The organism is Paenibacillus aceti (genome assembly GCF_003614185.1).
GTDB lineage: Bacteria > Bacillota > Bacilli > Paenibacillales > Paenibacillaceae > Fontibacillus > Fontibacillus aceti.
This window is the reverse complement of sequence record NZ_KZ987724.1, coordinates 3067324-3086359: the sequence shown is the minus strand read 5'-3', so window position 1 is coordinate 3086359 and position 19036 is coordinate 3067324. Positions and strand designations below refer to the sequence as shown.

The 19036-nt window shown below is 49.4% G+C and carries 18 protein-coding genes, 1 pseudogene and 2 other annotated features (1 of these 21 cut by a window edge); of the genes and pseudogenes, 16 read left to right on the top strand and 3 right to left on the bottom strand.

Annotated features, from left to right (window positions below; translation table 11 throughout):
• The 4 genes from minD (at position 1) to BFJ94_RS13735 (ending at position 3958) form a co-directional block, all read left to right on the top strand.
• Complete coding sequence (gene minD, locus BFJ94_RS13750; protein ID WP_120463173.1) at positions 1-795, top strand: septum site-determining protein MinD; 795 nt, start codon at positions 1-3, stop codon at positions 793-795.
• A 144-nt stretch (positions 796-939) separates the two neighbouring features.
• A complete protein-coding gene (locus tag BFJ94_RS13745) occupies positions 940-1848 on the top strand; it encodes a M23 family metallopeptidase (RefSeq protein WP_120463172.1) in 909 nt (302 codons plus the stop codon).
• Complete coding sequence (locus tag BFJ94_RS13740; protein ID WP_120463171.1) at positions 1841-2698, top strand: M50 family metallopeptidase; 858 nt, start codon at positions 1841-1843, stop codon at positions 2696-2698. The genes BFJ94_RS13745 and BFJ94_RS13740 overlap by 8 nt, the downstream gene beginning before the upstream one ends.
• A 66-nt stretch (positions 2699-2764) precedes the next feature.
• Positions 2765-3958, top strand: a complete 1194-nt coding sequence (locus BFJ94_RS13735; RefSeq protein WP_120463170.1) for an Rne/Rng family ribonuclease — start codon at positions 2765-2767, stop codon at positions 3956-3958.
• A 286-nt stretch (positions 3959-4244) separates the two neighbouring features.
• On the opposite strand, the gene BFJ94_RS13730 is transcribed toward BFJ94_RS13735, so the two are convergent.
• The 3 genes from BFJ94_RS13730 to BFJ94_RS13720 all read right to left on the bottom strand — a co-directional run bounded on the left by BFJ94_RS13730 (position 4245) and on the right by BFJ94_RS13720 (position 6826).
• On the bottom strand, positions 4245-4844 hold the full coding sequence (locus BFJ94_RS13730; protein WP_120463169.1) for a hypothetical protein: 600 nt from the start codon (positions 4842-4844) through the stop codon (positions 4245-4247).
• A 161-nt stretch (positions 4845-5005) separates the two neighbouring features.
• Complete coding sequence (locus BFJ94_RS13725; protein WP_120463168.1) at positions 5006-5863, bottom strand: DMT family transporter; 858 nt, start codon at positions 5861-5863, stop codon at positions 5006-5008.
• Between the two features lie 18 nt (positions 5864-5881).
• Positions 5882-6826, bottom strand: a complete 945-nt coding sequence (locus BFJ94_RS13720; RefSeq protein ID WP_120463167.1) for a metallophosphoesterase family protein — start codon at positions 6824-6826, stop codon at positions 5882-5884.
• A gap of 347 nt (positions 6827-7173) precedes the next feature.
• Between BFJ94_RS13720 and BFJ94_RS13715 the strand changes: the two genes are divergently transcribed.
• The 12 genes and pseudogenes from BFJ94_RS13715 to BFJ94_RS25635 all read left to right on the top strand — a co-directional run bounded on the left by BFJ94_RS13715 (position 7174) and on the right by BFJ94_RS25635 (position 18040).
• Positions 7174-7959: a DeoR/GlpR family DNA-binding transcription regulator gene (locus BFJ94_RS13715; protein WP_120463166.1), complete on the top strand. Its 786-nt coding sequence runs from the start codon at positions 7174-7176 to the stop codon at positions 7957-7959.
• A 56-nt stretch (positions 7960-8015) separates the two neighbouring features.
• Positions 8016-8099, top strand: a sequence feature (ribosomal protein L21 leader region).
• 13 nt (positions 8100-8112) lie between these two features.
• Positions 8113-8424 (top strand): 50S ribosomal protein L21, encoded by a 312-nt coding sequence (gene rplU / locus BFJ94_RS13710; RefSeq protein WP_120463165.1) that lies wholly within the window; start codon positions 8113-8115, stop codon positions 8422-8424.
• Between the two features lie 13 nt (positions 8425-8437).
• Positions 8438-8770: a ribosomal-processing cysteine protease Prp gene (locus BFJ94_RS13705; RefSeq protein WP_120463164.1), complete on the top strand. Its 333-nt coding sequence runs from the start codon at positions 8438-8440 to the stop codon at positions 8768-8770.
• 19 nt (positions 8771-8789) lie between these two features.
• A complete protein-coding gene (rpmA, locus tag BFJ94_RS13700) occupies positions 8790-9101 on the top strand; it encodes a 50S ribosomal protein L27 (protein ID WP_120463163.1) in 312 nt (103 codons plus the stop codon).
• Between the two features lie 190 nt (positions 9102-9291).
• Positions 9292-10068: a Spo0B domain-containing protein gene (locus BFJ94_RS13695; RefSeq protein ID WP_120463162.1), complete on the top strand. Its 777-nt coding sequence runs from the start codon at positions 9292-9294 to the stop codon at positions 10066-10068.
• Positions 10059-11372 (top strand): GTPase ObgE, encoded by a 1314-nt coding sequence (gene obgE, locus BFJ94_RS13690; protein WP_120463161.1) that lies wholly within the window; start codon positions 10059-10061, stop codon positions 11370-11372. The genes BFJ94_RS13695 and obgE overlap by 10 nt, the downstream gene beginning before the upstream one ends.
• Positions 11373-11568: 196 nt before the next feature.
• Positions 11569-12006, top strand: coding sequence for an ACT domain-containing protein (locus BFJ94_RS13685; protein WP_120463160.1), 438 nt, complete (start codon positions 11569-11571; stop codon positions 12004-12006).
• A 47-nt stretch (positions 12007-12053) separates the two neighbouring features.
• Positions 12054-13340: a homoserine dehydrogenase gene (locus tag BFJ94_RS13680; protein WP_120463159.1), complete on the top strand. Its 1287-nt coding sequence runs from the start codon at positions 12054-12056 to the stop codon at positions 13338-13340.
• Between the two features lie 67 nt (positions 13341-13407).
• Complete coding sequence (gene thrB, locus BFJ94_RS13675; RefSeq protein WP_120465235.1) at positions 13408-14376, top strand: homoserine kinase; 969 nt, start codon at positions 13408-13410, stop codon at positions 14374-14376.
• Complete coding sequence (gene pheA, locus BFJ94_RS13670) at positions 14373-15257, top strand: prephenate dehydratase (protein WP_120463158.1); 885 nt, start codon at positions 14373-14375, stop codon at positions 15255-15257. Before thrB ends, pheA begins: the two co-directional genes overlap by 4 nt.
• Before the next feature lie 5 nt (positions 15258-15262).
• Positions 15263-16142: pseudogene (gene ilvE / locus BFJ94_RS13665) on the top strand (branched-chain-amino-acid transaminase).
• Positions 16143-16357: 215 nt separating this feature from the next.
• Entirely contained in the window at positions 16358-18040 is a 1683-nt protein-coding gene (locus BFJ94_RS25635; protein ID WP_205571024.1) for a LysM peptidoglycan-binding domain-containing protein, read from the top strand.
• A gap of 413 nt (positions 18041-18453) precedes the next feature.
• Positions 18454-19036: a sequence feature (16S ribosomal RNA rRNA prediction is too short), on the top strand (it continues 44 nt past the right edge of the window).

Below are 19036 nucleotides of genomic sequence, written 5' to 3'. Positions count from 1 at the left end.
ATGGGAGAAGCTATCGTTGTCACGTCTGGCAAAGGCGGTGTCGGCAAGACGACTACCTCGGCAAATATCGGCACAGCGCTTGCGCTGCTCGGCAAGAAGGTATGTCTGGTGGATACGGATATCGGCCTTAGGAACCTCGATGTCGTCATGGGACTGGAAAACAGAATCATCTACGATCTGATCGATGTGGCTGAAGGACGCTGCCGCTTGAATCAGGCGCTGGTCAAGGACAAGCGGTTTGATGAATTGTACATGCTGCCAGCTGCGCAGACCAAGGATAAGAATGCAGTGACGCCTGAGCAGGTGAAGGATATTGTACTGGAACTGAAGAAGGAATATGAATATATTATCATCGACTGTCCTGCCGGGATCGAACAAGGATTTAGAAATGCCATCGCTGGCGCCGATCAGGCTATTGTCGTGACGACACCGGAGAACGCTGCCGTGCGCGATGCGGATCGGATTATCGGATTGCTGGAAAATTCACAGATTTCCTCGCCGAAGTTGGTGGTGAACCGGATTCGCACGAATATGGTGAAGACGGGCGATATGCTCGATATCGATGACGTTCTTCAGGTGTTGAATATCGATCTGCTGGGGATCGTACCGGATGATGAACTCGTCATTAAGGCGGCCAATACTGGCGAGCCTACGGTGATGAATCCAGAATCAATGGCTGCCATCGCCTATCGCAATATCGCGCGTCGTATTCTGGGAGATACCGTGCCGCTGATGCTGTTAGAGCAGAAGCAGGGGCGCTTCAAGCGCTTCAAGAAGTTTTTTGGAATGGGCTAATTAGATAAAATAGAAATGAACCGGTGCTGATGCTTAGCATCGGTTTTTTTTGAATTGTCAGGCGGGGGAAGCTTGTTCATATTCCTGCTCGACCGCTCATAAATATAGAGTATGACAAGCAGTCTGAGCGGAGGAATGAGGACGATGGATGTGAAGTCGAATATTAAGAAGCGGCGGGAAGAGAGGATCAAGCAGTTAACCTCACCGGAAGCGCACAGGCCAGTCCTCCAGGAGAAGGAATGGAGCGACCCTGCTTATCGCCTGTCGGCTCAGTCGGTGCAGCGGGAGCCTGCCAACCGTTACCCTAACATCATAGATCAGCAGGAAGAGGCAGATCCTGAGCTGCTCTGGAAGCGGGGGCAAGGACGATGGCAGGAGAGCCCCAGCTATTACTCCGGTGAAAGGGATGACTATTTTGGCGGGAAGCGGCGTATCAGCTTCTGGACGGCGATGTTTCTGCGTCTTTTGATCAGTGCGCTTATTTTTATCGGCATCTGGGGGATAGAGCGTTATGAACCGGATTGGGCTTTTCCCGTTAGAGTCTTCGTGGCCAAGGCCATGACGGAGGAGATGGACTTTGGCGCGATCGAAGCATGGTATGAGAAAAATATAGGCGGAGCACCCTCTTTCATCCCGATCTTCAAGCATAATGAGGAGAAGGGGGTAAAGGTTGGAGCGGCCAGGGGGTTTATCTCACCGCTGAGCGGACATCTGGCTAATCCCTTTGCTTTGAATCTGAAGGGGGTTGAGCTAGTTCCGAAACAGCTTGCGGCGGATAGCCTGCTAGTGAGAAGCATCGATACAGGCCGTGTACTGGATGTGAAGCAGGATGCGCTGACAGGGATGACAGTGACGATTCAGCATGCGAATGGATATAAATCGATCTATGGATATTTGGAGCAGACCACGGTGAACCGGGGAGACTGGATCGAAGGGGGCGAGTCCATCGGAAGCCTTGCTGCTGGTGAAGGAGATGCACTTCCAACCCTCTATTTTGCCTTGAAAAAGAATGATCGATATATCGATCCCGCGGATGTGATTTCGTTTGATTAAGTGGAGTGGCATCAAGATTTCGGTACATCCCTTTTTTGTCATCATCATGCTCGCTTCGGTGCTGACCGGGCATTTCCTGGAGCTGATCGCCTTGTTCGCGATCGTATTCATCCATGAGCTAGGCCATGTATTCGCCGCCAGATGCTTCGACGTAAATGTGCTGTCCATCCAGATGCTTCCGTTCGGTGGGGTGGCGGAGATGGAGGATACGAGTCATCTGACCGTGCGCCGGGAGATCGCGATCGCCTTGGCCGGGCCTTTGCAGAATGTCATTCTAATAGGTATATCCTTGCTGCTGAAGGTTTGTGGATTATGGGAGGGCGCCTTCTTTATTTATTTTATCCATAGTAATCTCCTGATCGCTCTATTTAATCTGCTGCCGATTCTGCCCCTCGATGGAGGCAAGGTATGGCAATCACTCTGCAGCACGATACTTCCCTTTCACCTCACACTCGTCTATTCCTTGCGGATCAGTCTACTGTTCAGCGTGTTAGTGATCCTGTATGCAGTAGTCCCATATATGTTTGGACAAGGCATGCCCAATTTAAATTTGCTGTTGGTCGGAATCTTTCTATTCTATTCAAATTGGATGGATTATCGCAATATTATGTACCGTTTTATGCGTTTTCTAGTGAATCGGGAGCAAGTGTATGTACGCCATTGGATGAACGGAGGGCTGGCCCAGCCGATTGTAACGAATAAATCGCAACCTTTGGAGCAAATTTTGCGTCTATTTAGAAGACAGAAGTATCATTTCGTCTATGTGATGAATCAACAAGGGGATATCGTGGCTGTCTTGCCGGAGCAGCGGATAATTTCCTCTTTTTTACGGGGAAAGCCAGGCGCTTAGCATGCCTATGTCATGTTATAATGGTAGGGCAGTTTTTTGATAGAAAGTAAGGCAAAGGGTGAGATGATGAAGCGAATGATTGTTCACTGCGGTCCTGATTCCACCCAAATGGCGCTGCTGGAAGATGGCAGACTGGTGGAGTATGCAGCGGAAAGTTCTCAGAAACGGGGACTGGTGGGCAGCTTTTTCAAGGGCAAAGTTGTGAATGTAGTTCCTGGTATGCAGGCTGCTTTTGTCGATATCGGACAGAAGAAGAATGCATTTCTTTATATCGATGACTTGCTTCACCCGCATTTGGAGAAACAGCCGCGGCAAAAGCCGTTGATTTCAAGCCTGCTCAAACCGGGACAAGAACTGGTTGTACAGGTGGTTAAGGATGCTTTCGGGAATAAGGGGGCTCGGGTAACGACTCATTATTCCTTGCCGGGCAGGTGGCTCGTCTACATGCCTACGGCAGGCTATGTTGCGGTTTCCAAGAAAATTGGGCTGGAAGAGGAAAGAGCAAGGTTAAGGACGATTGGCGAGGAATTGCGAGACGAAGAGGAAGGACTTATTCTGCGCACGGTGGCGGAGAATGCGGAGCCGGAGGCTATAGCAGAGGATCTGGGGATGCTGCGGGAGCGTTGGCATCATATTCAGCGCAAAGCGGAGGATGTGAGAGCGCCGAGCTTGCTTCACCATGATCTCGGGATGCTCCAGCGATTAATGCGGGACATCTATAGTCCGGAGACGGATGAGCTGATTATGGATTGCCGCGAGCAATTAGAACAGACTACGGCTTTTCTGGATACGATGCTTCCAGGCAAATCGCCCAAGCTTATGGTGTATGGCGGCGAGGAAGGATTGTTCGAGCATTATGGAATTCGCCAGCAGCTAGAGAAGGATTTCCAGAGGAAAATCTGGCTTCCGGGCGGCGGATACATAGTATGGGATAATACCGAGGCAATGACGGTGATCGATGTAAATACCGGTAGATTCACCGGCGGACAGACGCTGGAGGAGACGGTGTTCCAGACGAATATGGAGGCGGCGCAGGAAATTGCCAGATTGGTACGGCTGCGCGACGCCGGCGGCATTATTATTGTCGATTTCATAGATATGGACCGGGAAGAGCATCAGAATGCTGTATTGGATATGCTGGAATCCTCGCTGGAGGGCGACCGGACCCAGCATCATATTCTGGGCTGGACCAAGCTTGGCCTGCTGGAGATGACCCGCAAGCGGGTGCGTGAAGAAAATGTACTGTTGTTGAGTGAATAATCGGCTGGCTGGGGTTGCGGAATCTCTAACGAAACACCATATCGTTATTTTCGCCAAATCAGCGATAAGAAAATTTTAACGAAACCTCATATCGCTATTCTGGTCAAAACCGGGCATTAGCCCCCAAATTTGCTTCAATAGCGCTACCTAGTTTCGTTTAGAATCGCGGGCGGCCCTTTTTGGCGCAAATAGCGCTACCCAGTTTCATTAGAATAGGCATTGTTAGCCCAAACCCACACTTCCATGGAAGTGTGGGTTTTCTATTTGATAGCTAGAAATATTCTACCTAATCTTCCAGTATCTTTTTGAAATCAGCTGTCCCCGTCTCGATCTCCTGCTTATCTAAATATTGAATATAGCTCTTATTATCAGCGGTTCCTGTCATGAACATATAACGCTCATCTCCGACGATTATAGATTGATACACGGATTCAGGGGACATAGGGATGCTGTGAACAAGCTTAGAGTTCTTGTAGATTTTCAACTCGTCAGCAATCCCTTCAATCCTCTTTAACTGGAACGATACAGGGCGCACATAGCTGTACTGATCATCGATCAGCGTATTGAAAATGATCGGTGCCGGCGGAATGCCCGTTTCTTCCTGGATATCCTTCCCGTTCAGCTGGGAGGAATAAACCTTAAGCGCTCGCTCATCCAGCAGGTCTGAAATCCCTCTCTCCTCAGAAGGATAGTAATAACCGAAATAGATCCTCTGGTGATGAATAGCACGGATGGACGTGCTTCCGCCATCATCGTTATCCCACAGTCTGGTGACCTGGGAGTTCCTCAGATTATAGCGCATCGTATAATATCCCTGACGATCCCATTCCGCGATGAAGACAAGAAAACAGACCGAGACCAGCAGTCTAGAAAGTCTTTTTTTCATATTTTCACCTCGACTAAATAATAGGAACTCAAGCAATTCATTCAAATTCAGGATACCTAATATGTATAAATATTACAATGCTCGTGGGGTGAAAAGCCAAAAAGCCGAGCCGGAGATCACGCTCCAGACTCGACTTATGCACTTAACGCTATGAACTTGACTTATCCCAATATCCCGATCAGCATAATTCCGCAGAAGATGATAATCGAGGTAGCAATCCGCTTCAGGCCCTGCTGTTCCTTGAGAATCAGCACGCCGAGGAAAGTAGCGAACACCGTCCCGATTTCTCGCAATGGGCTAATATGAGCCATCGGCGCCTGCTGCATCGCAAACAGGAAGAGCAGATACGAGCCAGGATTCAGGATCGCACCGAGAAGAATCGTCTTGTGATTGGCCTTCCATTCTCGCTTCAATGCCTTTGAAGTCAGCACGAGCGGGGTCAGACCCGCTACAAAACCGATATTGGTCACTTCGAGCAAAGCCAGAGGAGAGATATTCTGAAGGTTCAGCTTATCTACGAATACATAACTGGTCGTACACAGCCCTACCAGAAGCGCCAAGGCGAAGGGCTTCAGACTTTGTGGTTGTCTAGCGGTCTGCTTGTTTCCGACAGTGACTCCACTAAGTACGAAGAACCCGCCGATCATCAGGATGATTCCGGTCCAACCGAATAGAGACAAGGATTCCTTGAGAAAAACAACCCCGATCAAAGGCACCAGCAAGGTGCTTGTGCCCCGCATAATCGGATAAATTTGCGATAGATCACCTAGCTCATAGGTTTTGGACAGGAGCCAGGAGTATACACCTTGTAACACAACGGACAGCACTAATAGTCCATAGTCACCCCAGGATAGCGGAGTTCTCCAGAGCTCTGCAATTAGCACAGGCAGTAGAAGGACCGCGGGGATCATCATAATCGTCCACAGGAAGACGCCTTTGTTAATGCTCCGTTTCGTAAAGAGGTTCCAGACAGCGTGACATAGTCCGGATGCGAGAACAAGTAAAATAGGTATCAGCATTGTAGGTTAGCCTTTCTGTTATTTTGCATTCTCCGGTTGATGGATAGGCTGCTCAGTGATCTTCGAACCGTTCTCAAGGCGTAGCCAAGTAGTGAAATCTCTCTCGCCTTCCGTCAGACGGATGACGCGGGCACCGCGCGGGAAGCCTTCGCGACCATAAGTGTTGAGGCCTGTTGCTCTGCCATAGCAGAGGCGAATGCCATGAAGTGTACCGTGATAATCATTCACATGATCATGGCCGCAGAAGGTACCGATGACATCCCCCATCTCAAGTAAGGTGGTGAACAAGCCTGAATTGACGGGCGCGCTGCAGACAGGTTCATGCTTATGGCCGTAGCAGACCTCGGTATCCCACATCTGTTGATATTCGGGAACAGGAATGTGGAAGAAAGCAAGCGCTGGCAATTTCTCCGCCTGATCCGCCGGATTAAGCCGGACCGATTCACTAGCCAGCCAGTTCATCTGATCGCGGCGTACCCAGTTATAGTAGGGAACATGCGGTAGAGGCGAGGTGCTGCCCGAGTCCAGGAAATACAGATTCGCTGCCGGACGTCCCTTGGAATCCATTAATTCAATCGTATAATTGCCTTCTCCGTAGATCTCCTTCGGTCCAGCTTCCGTTACAGTGTGCTGATGGTCGAGAATGACTTGCATAAGCTCTTCCCGAGTAATCATGCTCTCTGTATCATGGTTGCCGAATACAACTGCCCATGGGATGCCGTATCCTTCTACTGTAGCTACCGCATCGCGGAAGGCTTGAACCGGGTCGGTGCAATTGGTATTGTGACCCGTGTATATCACATCTCCTGTAAATACGACGAGATCTGGTTTCTCCGCATCTAGTGTCAGCTTCATTAATTCACGGGTTTGAAGATCCGCGTCTCCTCCGTCCTTCCAGTGAAGATCCGTAAATTGTACAATTGTAAAAGTTCCATCCTGTCGAAAAGCTAAGCGGTGGCTCATAATGCCCCTCCTTGGTGTTTTGGTGTTGTTTTATGTTAATTTAATGTTGTTTTCGTGTTGATTTTATGCTCAGGGAATCGTTTTGTCAATGCTTTTTTACAATAATACAAATTTCGTATACATTGCGTTAACAATTGGCCTTGCCGGTAATGCGCAGCAGTTTGACAACGGTTGTGAGTTACCTATAAACTAAAAATGAAAACAACAACAAAACACATAGGTTCGGTGGAATTGATTCGATGGAATGTGTCGGTGGAATATAGTTGAGATATAGTTGGAATGGCCCCTGCTAATTCCTGATAAATCCTGCTAAATTCGCCAAACCAATTTATATAGGAGGAGTCTTTATGTCCTTAACTCACGAGGAACGTCGTCAGACTATACTGTCCCAGCTAAGCGCTGAAGGTAAGGTCCAGGTGCATGCGCTCGCGGCGCTGTTCAACGTCTCGACCGAGACGATACGCCGGGATCTGGATCGGCTGGAGAAGGAAGGGAAGCTGCGCAAGGTCTATGGCGGAGCGGTACAGACTCGCTCGGAGTGGATTGAACCGACCTTCCTCAAGAGGTCGCAAATGCATTATGCGGAGAAGCAGTCGATTGGCAAGCTCGCGGCTTCGTTGGTGAAAGAGGGAGAGACGATCCTGCTGGATAACGGTACGACCACTTTGGAGATCATGCGGGAGTTGAAGCATCGCGCCGATGTGACGGTCATTACCAACTCCGTACCGATTCTTACCTGTGCGTTGGAGGATTTTCAGGGCAAGGTGATCTTTGCCGGTGGCGAGGTCAGCAAGAACTGTCAAGCGGCGACCGATGCGATCGCGCATCAACTCCTGGAGCAGTTTAAAGTGAATAAAGCTTTTATTTCAGCCGGAGGTATTTCAATCGTCGATGGAGTCACTGATTATCATCTGGAGGAAGCCTTGGTATCGCGAAAAATGATGCAGCGGACCGAGGAAACTATCGTGGTCGCCGATCACTCCAAATTCGGAGTCACGACCTTCGCACATATTGCTCCTCTGGAGCAGATCTCCATGATTGTAACCGATCCGGGCTGCTCGCCGGAATGGATTGAAGCTCTGAACAGGCTGGATGTCGAGGTGTTGATTGGCAGCGGTGATGATCCCAGTTGATTTTCATATCTCGTCGTGGTAATATACTAGGGTATGTGATATGAGTGAGCCTTGTACACATGCTGTAACCGCTCCGATCGGGTATGCAAGACCGCTTCCTTGGAGAGCGGCACCTGAATTAGGCGAGTCTGAGACATGAGGAGGTGCAAGCAAATGTACGCAATTATCGAAACTGGTGGTAAACAATACCGTGTTCAAGAGGGCGATGTTCTTTACATCGAGAAATTGAATGCTGAGGACGGCGCTAGCGTGACGTTCGACCGTGTATTGGCAGTATCCAAAGGTGAAGGTTTGGTAGCGGGAACTCCATTGGTATCCGGCGCTAGTGTAACAGCGAAAGTTGAGAAGCACGGCAAGGGCCAAAAAGTAGTCGTATACAAATACAAACCTAAGAAGAACTACCATAAGAAACAAGGTCATCGTCAACCTTACACTAAAGTAACTATCGAGAAAATCCAAGCGTAAGAAGGTGCGATAAGTGATTATCGTCTCTGTTTTACGTCAAGTGGATGACAGTATAGTCGGCTTTAAAGTGTCAGGTCATGCTAATTACGCGGATCACGGGAAAGATATAGTATGTGCTGGGGTATCGGCTATCACTGTTGGAACCGTTAATTCCATCGAGGAACTCGCTGGAGTTGCTATGGAATGTCAGATGAAGAGCGGCTTTCTTAATGCGAAGCTGCCTGCTGATGTGAAGACAGAGGCCTCGGACCAGGTGCAGCTATTGCTCTCGTCTATGGTTGTAATGCTTAAGAGTATCGAGGATTCATACGGAACGTATATTCAGATACAGAACGTTATTATTTGAAGAAGGAGGTAGATGGACAATGTTGAAATTGGATCTTCAGTTGTTCGCTTCGAAGAAGGGCGTAGGTTCCACGAAGAACGGACGCGACAGTATCGCGAAACGCCTTGGCGTTAAGCGTGCAGACGGTCAAGTTGTAACTGGCGGAAGCATTCTCGTTCGTCAACGCGGAACGAAAATTCACCCAGGTACTAACGTGGGCATCGGTAAAGACGATACGCTGTTCGCAAAAGTTGACGGCGTAGTGAAGTTCGAACGTTGGGGCCGCGACCGCAAAAAAGTGAGCGTCTACCCAGTGGAAGCTGCTCCGGTAGCAGCTGCAGTCGAAGCTTAAGAACTTTGCTGATATAGCGAAGGTTTACAAAGTCCTTGGCATCTAGGTGCCAGGGATTTTTTAATTTTTAGACGGAATTTTCTGGCAGAGATCCATGTGCTGAAAAGCGTTTTTGGACAAGGATTGTGATATACTGAGTATGTTATTAAGGTACATTTTTTACCTAATCTGTGCAGAAACGAGGAAGGCTATGAAACATCGATTCGCGGTTCCAACTCTCTATGCGGTGCTGGTGCTGTCTTGCCTGACGTCTATGTATTTCATTCGTTCACTCTACGGGTATATCATTATCGCCCTATGCTTATTGATCCTATTTCAGGGCTACATCAGATACATCCAGAGACGGGCCGCAGTTGAGCGCAAGCATTTGCTGGAATCGGTACAGAGAACGGCTACAGCTACTTTAGGACATCATCGGCATGACTGGATGAATGATCTTCAGCTTATATATGGCTATATGAAGCTTGGGAAATATGATAAACTGGGTATCTGTGTGGAAAGAATAAAAGAACATATGGTATTAGAGAGTAAAATTTCAAGATTGGGCATTCCATCGCTCGTGTTCTTTCTACAATCCTTCCGTGAGGTGAACAGATCAATTGATCTCAGAATAGAGATCAGGGATGAGCTGCAACTGGATGTAATGCTTCGGGCAGAGGATGCTGAAGAGTTGACGGAAGCGATTGTGGATACAATCAAGAAATTTCAGTTCATGGGCCGCTCTTCATGGGATGAGGTGTTAGAACTCCATCTATGCATGTATCAGGAGAATGGCGAGGTAGTCGTAGCCTTTTATCCTGAGGGTGAAGCGGGCAATGCTGATAAATTACAGAAATATATTGATGATTGGCAGTCTGGCAAGAGCGTCCGGGCGGAGCGTATCGATTCAAATCGGTTCTCTTGCAGACTTAGAGTTCCAGTAAAGACTTCAGTGCATAATACGAATGAGGTGAACGCATGTTTGTAGATAAGGCGAAGATATATGTAAAAGGAGGCGACGGCGGAGACGGGATCGTCGCTTTCAGACGGGAGAAGTACGTACCAGAGGGCGGTCCGGCCGGCGGAGACGGCGGTAAAGGAGCCGACATTATATTCCGCGTGGATGAAGGTTTGCGTACGTTGATGGACTTTCGCTATCAGCGCCATTTCAAGGCGCCTCGCGGAGAGAAGGGACGCAACAAGAGCCAGAACGGCGCGAATGCAGAGAATATGATTGTGCGCATTCCGCCGGGGACTGTCATTATCGATGACGATACCCAGGAGGTTATCGCCGATTTGACGCGGCACGGGCAGCAGGTTGTAGTGGCCAAGGGCGGCCGTGGCGGCCGTGGCAATATCCGTTTTGCTACACCGAATAATCCGGCTCCAGAGCTGGCCGAGAATGGTGAAGAGGGCGAAGAGCGCTGGATCGTGCTGGAGCTGAAGGTGATGGCCGATGTCGGCTTGGTCGGCTTCCCGAGTGTTGGCAAATCAACCTTGCTCTCGGTCGTATCTGCCGCGAAGCCGAAGATTGGTGCTTATCATTTCACGACGATTACGCCGAATCTGGGTGTAGTTGATGTTGGGGACGGTCGCAGCTTCGTCATGGCTGACCTGCCTGGCCTGATCGAGGGGGCACATGAAGGCGTAGGCCTGGGACATGAGTTCCTGCGCCATGTCGAGCGGACAAGGCTGATTATTCATGTCGTGGATATGGCCGGTTCAGAGGGCCGCGATCCGTTCGACGACTGGCAGAAGATCAATGCCGAATTGGAGCAGTACAATGCTGAGCTGGCGAGTCGGCCACAGATTGTCGTCGCGAACAAGATGGATATTCCTGAAGCGGCGGACAACCTGGTGGAATTCCGTGAGCAGGTGCGTAAGATACATCCTGACCTCGAAATCCTGGAGATGTCATCTCTGACCCGCCAGGGTGTTCAGGAGCTTCTGTATAAGACAGCAGATCTGCTAGATCAGATCCCTGATGCACCAGCGGTTGAAGAAGTTGCTGAACAGACAGAGCGTAAGATCTATAAGCTGGACAAGAAGGAAGACGACAGCTTCACAATTCGTCGGGAGAACGAGACCTTCGTCGTCGAGAGCGAGAAGATCGAGCGCATGATGAAGCGGATGCAGCTCAATTCGCATGAGGCTATCCTTAAGCTGGCCCGCACCCTTCGCCATATGGGCGTTGATGATGAGCTGCGCAAGCGCGGTGCCGAGGACGGGACCATTGTGCGCATCGGTGATTTTGAATTCGAATTTGTGGAAGGCAGCAGTTACTACTATTAATGGATAAATAAAGCATACAGAGACGGGTACGTCCCCATTACGTGGACAGTAGCCGTTTTCTGTATATTTACCTTCTGAATATATAGATTTGGGTGGAAGTCTACGTTAATTATGCGAAAAATGGATTGCCGGAATAGTAGATTTCCGTTATAATGTCCACTATACAAAAACATAAGTCTCTAAGGAGAGGACGTTTGTGAAGGAACGCTACTATTTGGTTCGCGAGGATATTCTGCCGGATGCTGTGCTCAAGACGCTTCAGGTTAAGCAGCTGCTCGCTTCAGGAGATGTAAAGACAGTCAATGAAGCCGTGGCACAAGTAGGACTTAGCCGGAGCGCCTTTTATAAATACAAGGACGGAATTCATCTGTTGAATCAGATTGAACGCGAGAGCATTGTCACGATATCTTTCGATCTGGAGCATCGCTCCGGTATTCTATCCAAGGTGTTGGGAATGATCGCTGGCTCTGGCGGCAACGTGCTTACCATTAACCAGAGTATTCCGCTGCAAGGCAAGGCAAATGTAGTTATCTCCGTGGAAACATCGCGTCTGACCGAGGAGCTGGACGGGATGCTTGAGATGCTTCAGGGAACCCCCGGCGTAAAAAAGGCAGAGATCGTCGGTCAAGGATAGGTTGTCAAAATGATTACCCGAGAGTGGGATATAGGAGGGGACAGCGAGTGAAATCAGTAAAGGTAGGTCTGCTTGGACTGGGTACAGTTGGCACCGGCGTCGTCCGGATTGTGGAAGGGCATCAGGAGGATCTGAGCAGTCAGGTCGGATCACCGATTGTCATTGAGAAGGTCGCGGTGAAGAACATAGATAAGCATCGCAGCATTGATATCGAACGTAACAAATTAACGGAGGATCCTTGGGAAGTTATCCATGACCCGGAGATCGATGTCATTATCGAAGTGATGGGCGGCGTGGAACAGACGAAGGAATATATTCTGGAGGCGCTGAACCGCGGCAAGCATATCGTCACAGCCAATAAAGATTTAATGGCCCTCTATGGTGCGGAAATTTTGGCGAAGGCGATGGAGCAGCAATGCGACGTATTCTATGAAGCCAGCGTAGCCGGAGGTATTCCGATTATTCGCACGCTGATCGAAGGCTTCTCCTCGGATCGCATTCTGAAGATCATGGGGATTGTGAATGGAACGACAAACTATATTTTAACGAAAATGAGCCAGGAAGGTGCCTCTTATGATGATGTATTAGCGGAGGCACAGCAGCTTGGATATGCCGAGGCTGATCCGACTTCTGATGTTGAGGGGCTGGATGCCGCCCGTAAGATGGCGATCCTTGGATCGCTTGGATTCCGGACGAACGTAGATCTGCGGGATGTGGCGGTACGTGGCATTACTGCAGTTAGCAAGGAAGATATACTGTATGCCAAGAGAATGGGCTATGAGATTAAATTACTAGGAATCGCTGAACGGCAGGATGATGAGTATAGTATCAGTGTGCAGCCGACAATGGTGAAGCATAGCCACCCGATTGCCGCTGTTAATGGTGTATTTAATGCCGTATATGTTTACGGCGAGGCGGTAGGCGAGACGATGTTCTATGGCCCTGGTGCAGGGGAAATGCCTACGGCGACCTCGATTGTAGCTGATTTGGTCGCAGTGATTAAGAATAAGAAGCTCGGTGTCAACGGTCTGAGAGCGATCGGCCCATATAAGCCGAAGAAGCTGAGAACAGACGAACAGATCGCATATAAAAATTTCTTGCTGCTTCAGGTGGCGGATAAAGCGGGCGTGTTGTCGAAGATTACTCAGGTGTTTGCTGAATATGATGTCAGCCTGGAATCGGTGGTGCAGTCTCCGAATGCAAGCACGAGCGATGCAGAGATTATTATCGTAACGCATAATGCAAGCAAGGCGGCCATGGACAAAGTGCTGAATCACTTCGAGTCGCTGGATGTTATCCGCAAAGTGAAGAGTGCATACCGTGTGGAAGGCTAGAAGAGGATATGGTTTATGACATGATGACTATGATCGGTGACAGATATGAAGGTGGTTGGTTATGAGTATGATTCGCAGCTCGGGTGTTCGGGTTCGGGTTCCGGCAAGCACGGCGAATTTGGGGCCGGGTTTTGATACATTAGGCATGGCGTTGTCTCTCTATTCGTGGGTGGAGATGAAGCCTGCAGCTTCGACGGTTTTTCATTTATATGGTGACAATCTGGAAGGTCTTCCTCAGGATAAAAGTAATCTTGTATACATTGTGGCCCAATCCGTCTTTGCTGAGGCGGGGGTGGACATTCCCGAGCTGGAGATCTCCATGTACTCGGATATCCCGTTGACTCGTGGTCTGGGCAGCAGTGCTTCGGCTATAGTCGGGGCTTTGTATGCCGCGAATGCATTAATTGGCTCGCCATTATCGGCTTCTAAGCTCCTTGATATGGCTGTTGCCCTGGAGCATCATCCTGACAATGTTGGGGCTTCACTCTATGGCGGGATAATTACAGCTGTATGGGACGGAGTCCATGCTGATATTCTGCGCATTGAGCCGCCAGAGCAGCTGGAGGTATTGGTCGCCATACCTGAATTCCAATTATCTACCTCCAAGGCGCGTGAAGTATTGCCCAAGCAGGTTAGTCTAAGTGATGCAGTATATAATGTCGGTCATACTTCAATACTGACGGCCGCTCTGGCTATGGGAAGGCTCGATCTGATCTCCGCAGCTATGCGGGATCGGCTGCATCAGCCTTATCGGGCTCCGCTGGTGCCTGGAATGATGCAAATTCTGGAGGAGGCTTCACAGCATGGCGCGCTGGGGACGGCGCTGAGCGGAGCAGGGCCTACATTGCTCGCGCTTGTGGATGGGCAGGCCGGAAAGCGAGAACAGCTGGAAGGCTTCCTGATAGAAGTGCTTAAGTCTCACGATATATCGGCGAGAACGCTTTGGCTTAAACCTTGCACATATGGAGCTCAGGAGCTTACTATGGATAATGACAGTTCACTACTGGATTACGTAAGAGGGGAAGTCAAAGCATGAAACGAATAGCATTGTTGCCTGAGGGGACGGTGTCTCATGAAGCAGTTCTTCACTTATTTGGCGAGGAGCCTGTGGAGCTGCATCATTTCAAGCAGATCTCCGACGTTTTTCTGGCAACGGAGAAGGGTCAGACGGATTATAGCGTTATTCCTATGGAGAACACCATCGAGGGTTCGGTGAGTCTGCATATGGATTGGCTCGTCCATGAAGTGGATGTTCCGATGCAGGTGGAATGGGTCTACCCTTCCATTCAGAATTTGATTGGACGGCGCAGTGAGCTTGTTAGCGCTGCGGGGGAGAATGATTATTCCCAGGTTTCCAGAGTGCTATCCCATCCGGTAGCGATGGCGCAATGCATGAAATTTCTCAAGACGCATATGCCGCACGCGGAGTTGGAGAATGTGGGCAGTACAGCGGAAGCGATCGAACTGGTCAAGCATAATCCAGGTGAAGGCTGGACAGCGATCGGTACTTCGCTTGGAGCGAGGCAGCATGCTCTGGACATCCTTGCAAGCAGAGTGACGGATCATGATAATAACTACACGCGTTTTGTGTTGATCGGTCCGAAGCCGTTGCAAATTCCAGTACAGGGTGCGCAGGACAAGACGAGTATTCTCGTGACTCTGCCGGAGGACTTCCCGGGTGCGCTGCATCAGGTGCTATCCGCATTCGCATGGCGCAAGCTGAATTTATCTAGAATAGAATCACGACCTACGAAGAAGCGATTAGGTAGTTATTATTTTTATATGGATGTATTGGCCGCTCTGGACGCGGTACTGCTTCCCTCTGCTATAGAAGAAATCGAGGCCTTAGGATGCCAAGTCAGAGTGCTTGGAAGCTATCCTAGTTATTCTAGCAAGGTATTAAATTCGGAGGTGTAGTATTAATGGCAGAACAATGGATTTATTTAAATGGTCAATTCGTTACGAAGGAGCAAGCGACAGTCTCGGTGTATGACCATGGTTTCCTGTATGGCGATGGGATCTTCGAGGGCATCCGCATTTATAACGGGAATATCTTCAAATGCAAAGCGCATTTGAACCGCCTGTATGATTCCGCTAAATCGATTATGCTTGAAATTCCATTGACCTATGAAGAGATGGAGCAGGCGTTGGTCGAGACGCTGCGCCGCAATGAGATGCGCGACGGTTATATTCGCTTAATTGTATCTCGCGGTGCGGGCAATTTAGGGCTTGATCCTAATCGCTGCGAGAAGGCTTCTGTCATTATTATTGTGGAGCAGCTTGCGATCTACTCGGAGGAAGCATATAAGAATGGATTGAAGGCCGTATCCGTATCGACGCGCCGCAATATTCCCGATGCGCTTAATCCTAAGATCAAATCGTTAAATTATTTGAACAATATTCTGGTGAAAATTCAGGTCCAACCTGGCTGGCGCTGGCGAGGCGATTATGCTGAATGCCCAAGGCTATGTTACGGAAGGCTCCGGCGATAATATTTTTATCGTGAAGAACGGGGTTATTACGACGCCACCTTGTTATCTGGGAGCATTGGAGGGGATTACTCGTCAGGCGATCATTGAAATTTGCGAGAAGAAGGGGCTGAAGCTGAAGGAAGAGCCGTTCACTCTGCATGATGTCTATGTAGCTGATGAAGTATTCTTGACAGGGACGGCGGCTGAGGTCATCGCGGTTCGTGAGGTAGATGGACGTATTATTGGCGGCGGTTCGGCAGGCCCGGTTACACTGGAATTGCTTGAAGACTTCCGCAGTATCGTCGATCAGGATGGATTGAAGGTCTGGTAATCCTATTTTGACAATTCATATTAATGTTAAGGTCATGGCCCCCGTGCATCTGATGAGATGGCGGGGGTTTTTCATGCCTCAAATCCTCGGGCGGGATTGTTTTAGCTTTTTTTATTTTCAAGGATGTCAAAACTGGGCTTTTTGCATAGGATGTATTAATTGGGCCCCGGGCGAATATCACGTACCGGAGAAGAAACCTAGGAGGTCTTTAGCGCGTGAAAATACACATCGTGAAAAAAGGCGATACATTATATGAGCTATCTCAAAAGTACAATGTACCGCTGGAAAAGTTGATTGAAGCCAATCCGCAAATCGCCAATCCGGATCAACTGACCCTTGGAGAGAAGGTGAAGATTCCGGCGGGTGCGGTTCAGGTTGAGGGTGAAGGCTACAAGCATGTGGCCAAACAAGGGGATACGCTGTGGAAGCTGTCAAAAGCTTGGGGCATCCCGTTGCAGACGCTTATCAATGCTAATCCGCAAATTAGCGATCCAAATGTGCTGAAGGCAGGGGATATCGTCTTGATCCCTGTTAAGGGGGGAGGCATGGCGAATCCGCCAGGGCATAGTGGTGAAGGGAAGGTTCCCGGAACAGGAGGCAAGAAGAATACTGCGCCGAAGCCGACACCGGCACCAGCACCAGCACCTGCGCCAAAGCCAGAGACAAAGCCGGAAACTAAACCAGAGGCGAAGCCTGAGCAGAAACCTGAGCAGAAACCTGAGCAGAAACCGAATCCACCTAAGGAAGAAATGACAAAACCAAAGCCCACACCTCCAGCGCCAAATCCGAATCCACCAATGCCCGCTCCAAACCCGCCAGCTCCGAACCCAAATCCACCGATGCCGAAGCCGATTTCACCGATTGAAAATTCCAACCCGCCAATGCCTGCCCCTAATCCGATGCCGCCAATCAAACTGGAATTCGTTGAACAAATACAGTTCCAATCCGTTAAGTCAGAAGAGCCGCCGTGCAAGCCAGTTCCAGAATGTCCGGAGCCTTGGTCGTCGTCTCCATATTATTCTGTAGATCCTTATGGGGGCGGAATGCCGATGTACCCGTCTTCCACCCATGGATGCGATGACCATAAGATGCACCATAAATCACACCAAATCTCTTCATTCTATGATTTCCCGCAGCTTCCCAACCAGGGTCCTTCTATGATGGGGCCGATGATGGAGAACGAGGCTATGACCGGAGGATACCCAGGTTTAGGCCAGGATTGGATGCAGCAAGGCAATAACATGATGGGGAATATGATGGGAATGGGATGGATGCCATCAGGGCAGCCGGACAATCAACCTTGGGCACAAGGGCAAAGTGGCTGGGGAGGCCCAACACCTAATAGTGATAACAACGTAGCGCCGATTGCGCCGAACAGTCCTTTTCCAGGGCTATCTCCGGAGCAGTGTGGGCCAGGGTATGGACCTGGATATGGACCCGCACCTGGGCCATGGCCGATGTATTCCTGCGGCTGCCATTATAGGTATCCTTATGGTTATGAGTATCCAGTAGCTCCTTTCGACCCTGCGTTCCAGGCTAATCCTGCTAACTATGCTCCTAACCAATATTATGGCGCTCCCGTCGTTCAGCAGCCTCAATATTATGCTCCTGTAGCTCCTGTAACGTTTGAGGGAGGATTTGGCACATTCAATGAATTGGGCGGTGCTCGAGAACAACAAGCAGGCTTCGCATCAGAACAAGGTAGGGTCGCCGAGGAGGATGTAGCTGAGAAGCCGCAAACCAAATCAAAGACAACTGCTAAAAAAGAGGTTAAAATCTCGGGAAGTCAATCAGGTTCCGTAAGCAGGAAAGGAAGCGGTAAACGCTCCAGCTCCAAGTCGGGATCTACCTCCCAAAAGAGCCGCAAGAGTTCGACTCGGCGCAATCCTTGGGGATAACGATAGAAATAGAAAAGAGCGGGGCAGAGTGAGGTAGATGCCCTGCTCTTTTATTTCTATGTTTTTTTTTGAAAAAAAGGGTTGTAGGGAGAGTTATTGTATGGTATATTAATAATCCGTTGAACGATAATCCATCGTCAGCGGATGTGAGAAGGACAAGCTGTTGCAAGCAAGGATTTAAAAACTTTCAAAAAAACACTTGCTTTTCAATGAGTAACATGATATAGTATAAGAGTTGCTGCCGAGAACGAAAGACGGCAACGAAAACGAAGTTGATCTTTGAAAACTGAACAACGAGTGAGCGTGTTTCACGTCAAGTGAAATCTAAGAAATAAGTCAGATTCAAAATGAGCAAGTCAAACACTTGTTTAGTTGAAAGAGATTTTACCTTCGGGTAAAACTTCCTTTCATCTTTATTGGAGAGTTTGATCCTGGCTCAGGACGAACGCTGGCGGCGTGCCTAATACATGCAAGTCGAGCGGACTTGATGGAGAGCTTGCTCTCCTGATGGTTAGCGGCGGACGGGTGAGTAACACGTAGGTAACCTGCCTGTAAGACTGGGATAACTAGCGGAAACGTTAGCTAATACCGGATAATTTATTTTCTCGCATGGGAAGATAATGAAAGACGGAGCAATCTGTCACTTACGGATGGGCCTGCGGCGCATTAGCTAGTTGGTGGGGTAACGGCTCACCAAGGCGACGATGCGTAGCCGACCTGAGAGGGTGAACGGCCACACTGGGACTGAGACACGGCCCAGACTCCTACGGGAGGCAGCAGTAGGGAATCTTCCGCAATGGACGAAAGTCTGACGGAGCAACGCCGCGTGAGTGATGAAGGTTTTCGGATCGTAAAGCTCTGTTGCCAGGGAAGAACGTCCGGTAGAGTAACTGCTATCGGAGTGACGGTACCTGAGAAGAAAGCCCCGGCTAACTACGTGCCAGCAGCCGCGGTAATACGTAGGGGGCAAGCGTTGTCCGGAATTATTGGGCGTAA

What these genes read in the sequence shown, in the direction of transcription:
- minD (WP_120463173.1), top strand. Translation starts at nt 1, where the DNA reads ATGGGAGAAGCTATCGTTGTCACGTCTGGCAAAGGCGGTGTCGGCAAG.
- BFJ94_RS13745 (WP_120463172.1), top strand. Translation starts at nt 940, where the DNA reads ATGGATGTGAAGTCGAATATTAAGAAGCGGCGGGAAGAGAGGATCAAG.
- BFJ94_RS13735 (WP_120463170.1), top strand. Translation starts at nt 2,765, where the DNA reads ATGAAGCGAATGATTGTTCACTGCGGTCCTGATTCCACCCAAATGGCG.
- BFJ94_RS13730 (WP_120463169.1), bottom strand. Translation starts at nt 4,844, where the DNA reads ATGAAAAAAAGACTTTCTAGACTGCTGGTCTCGGTCTGTTTTCTTGTC.
- BFJ94_RS13725 (WP_120463168.1), bottom strand. Translation starts at nt 5,863, where the DNA reads ATGCTGATACCTATTTTACTTGTTCTCGCATCCGGACTATGTCACGCT.
- BFJ94_RS13720 (WP_120463167.1), bottom strand. Translation starts at nt 6,826, where the DNA reads ATGAGCCACCGCTTAGCTTTTCGACAGGATGGAACTTTTACAATTGTA.
- BFJ94_RS13715 (WP_120463166.1), top strand. Translation starts at nt 7,174, where the DNA reads ATGTCCTTAACTCACGAGGAACGTCGTCAGACTATACTGTCCCAGCTA.
- rplU (WP_120463165.1), top strand. Translation starts at nt 8,113, where the DNA reads ATGTACGCAATTATCGAAACTGGTGGTAAACAATACCGTGTTCAAGAG.
- rpmA (WP_120463163.1), top strand. Translation starts at nt 8,790, where the DNA reads ATGTTGAAATTGGATCTTCAGTTGTTCGCTTCGAAGAAGGGCGTAGGT.
- BFJ94_RS13695 (WP_120463162.1), top strand. Translation starts at nt 9,292, where the DNA reads ATGAAACATCGATTCGCGGTTCCAACTCTCTATGCGGTGCTGGTGCTG.
- obgE (WP_120463161.1), top strand. Translation starts at nt 10,059, where the DNA reads ATGTTTGTAGATAAGGCGAAGATATATGTAAAAGGAGGCGACGGCGGA.
- thrB (WP_120465235.1), top strand. Translation starts at nt 13,408, where the DNA reads ATGATTCGCAGCTCGGGTGTTCGGGTTCGGGTTCCGGCAAGCACGGCG.
- pheA (WP_120463158.1), top strand. Translation starts at nt 14,373, where the DNA reads ATGAAACGAATAGCATTGTTGCCTGAGGGGACGGTGTCTCATGAAGCA.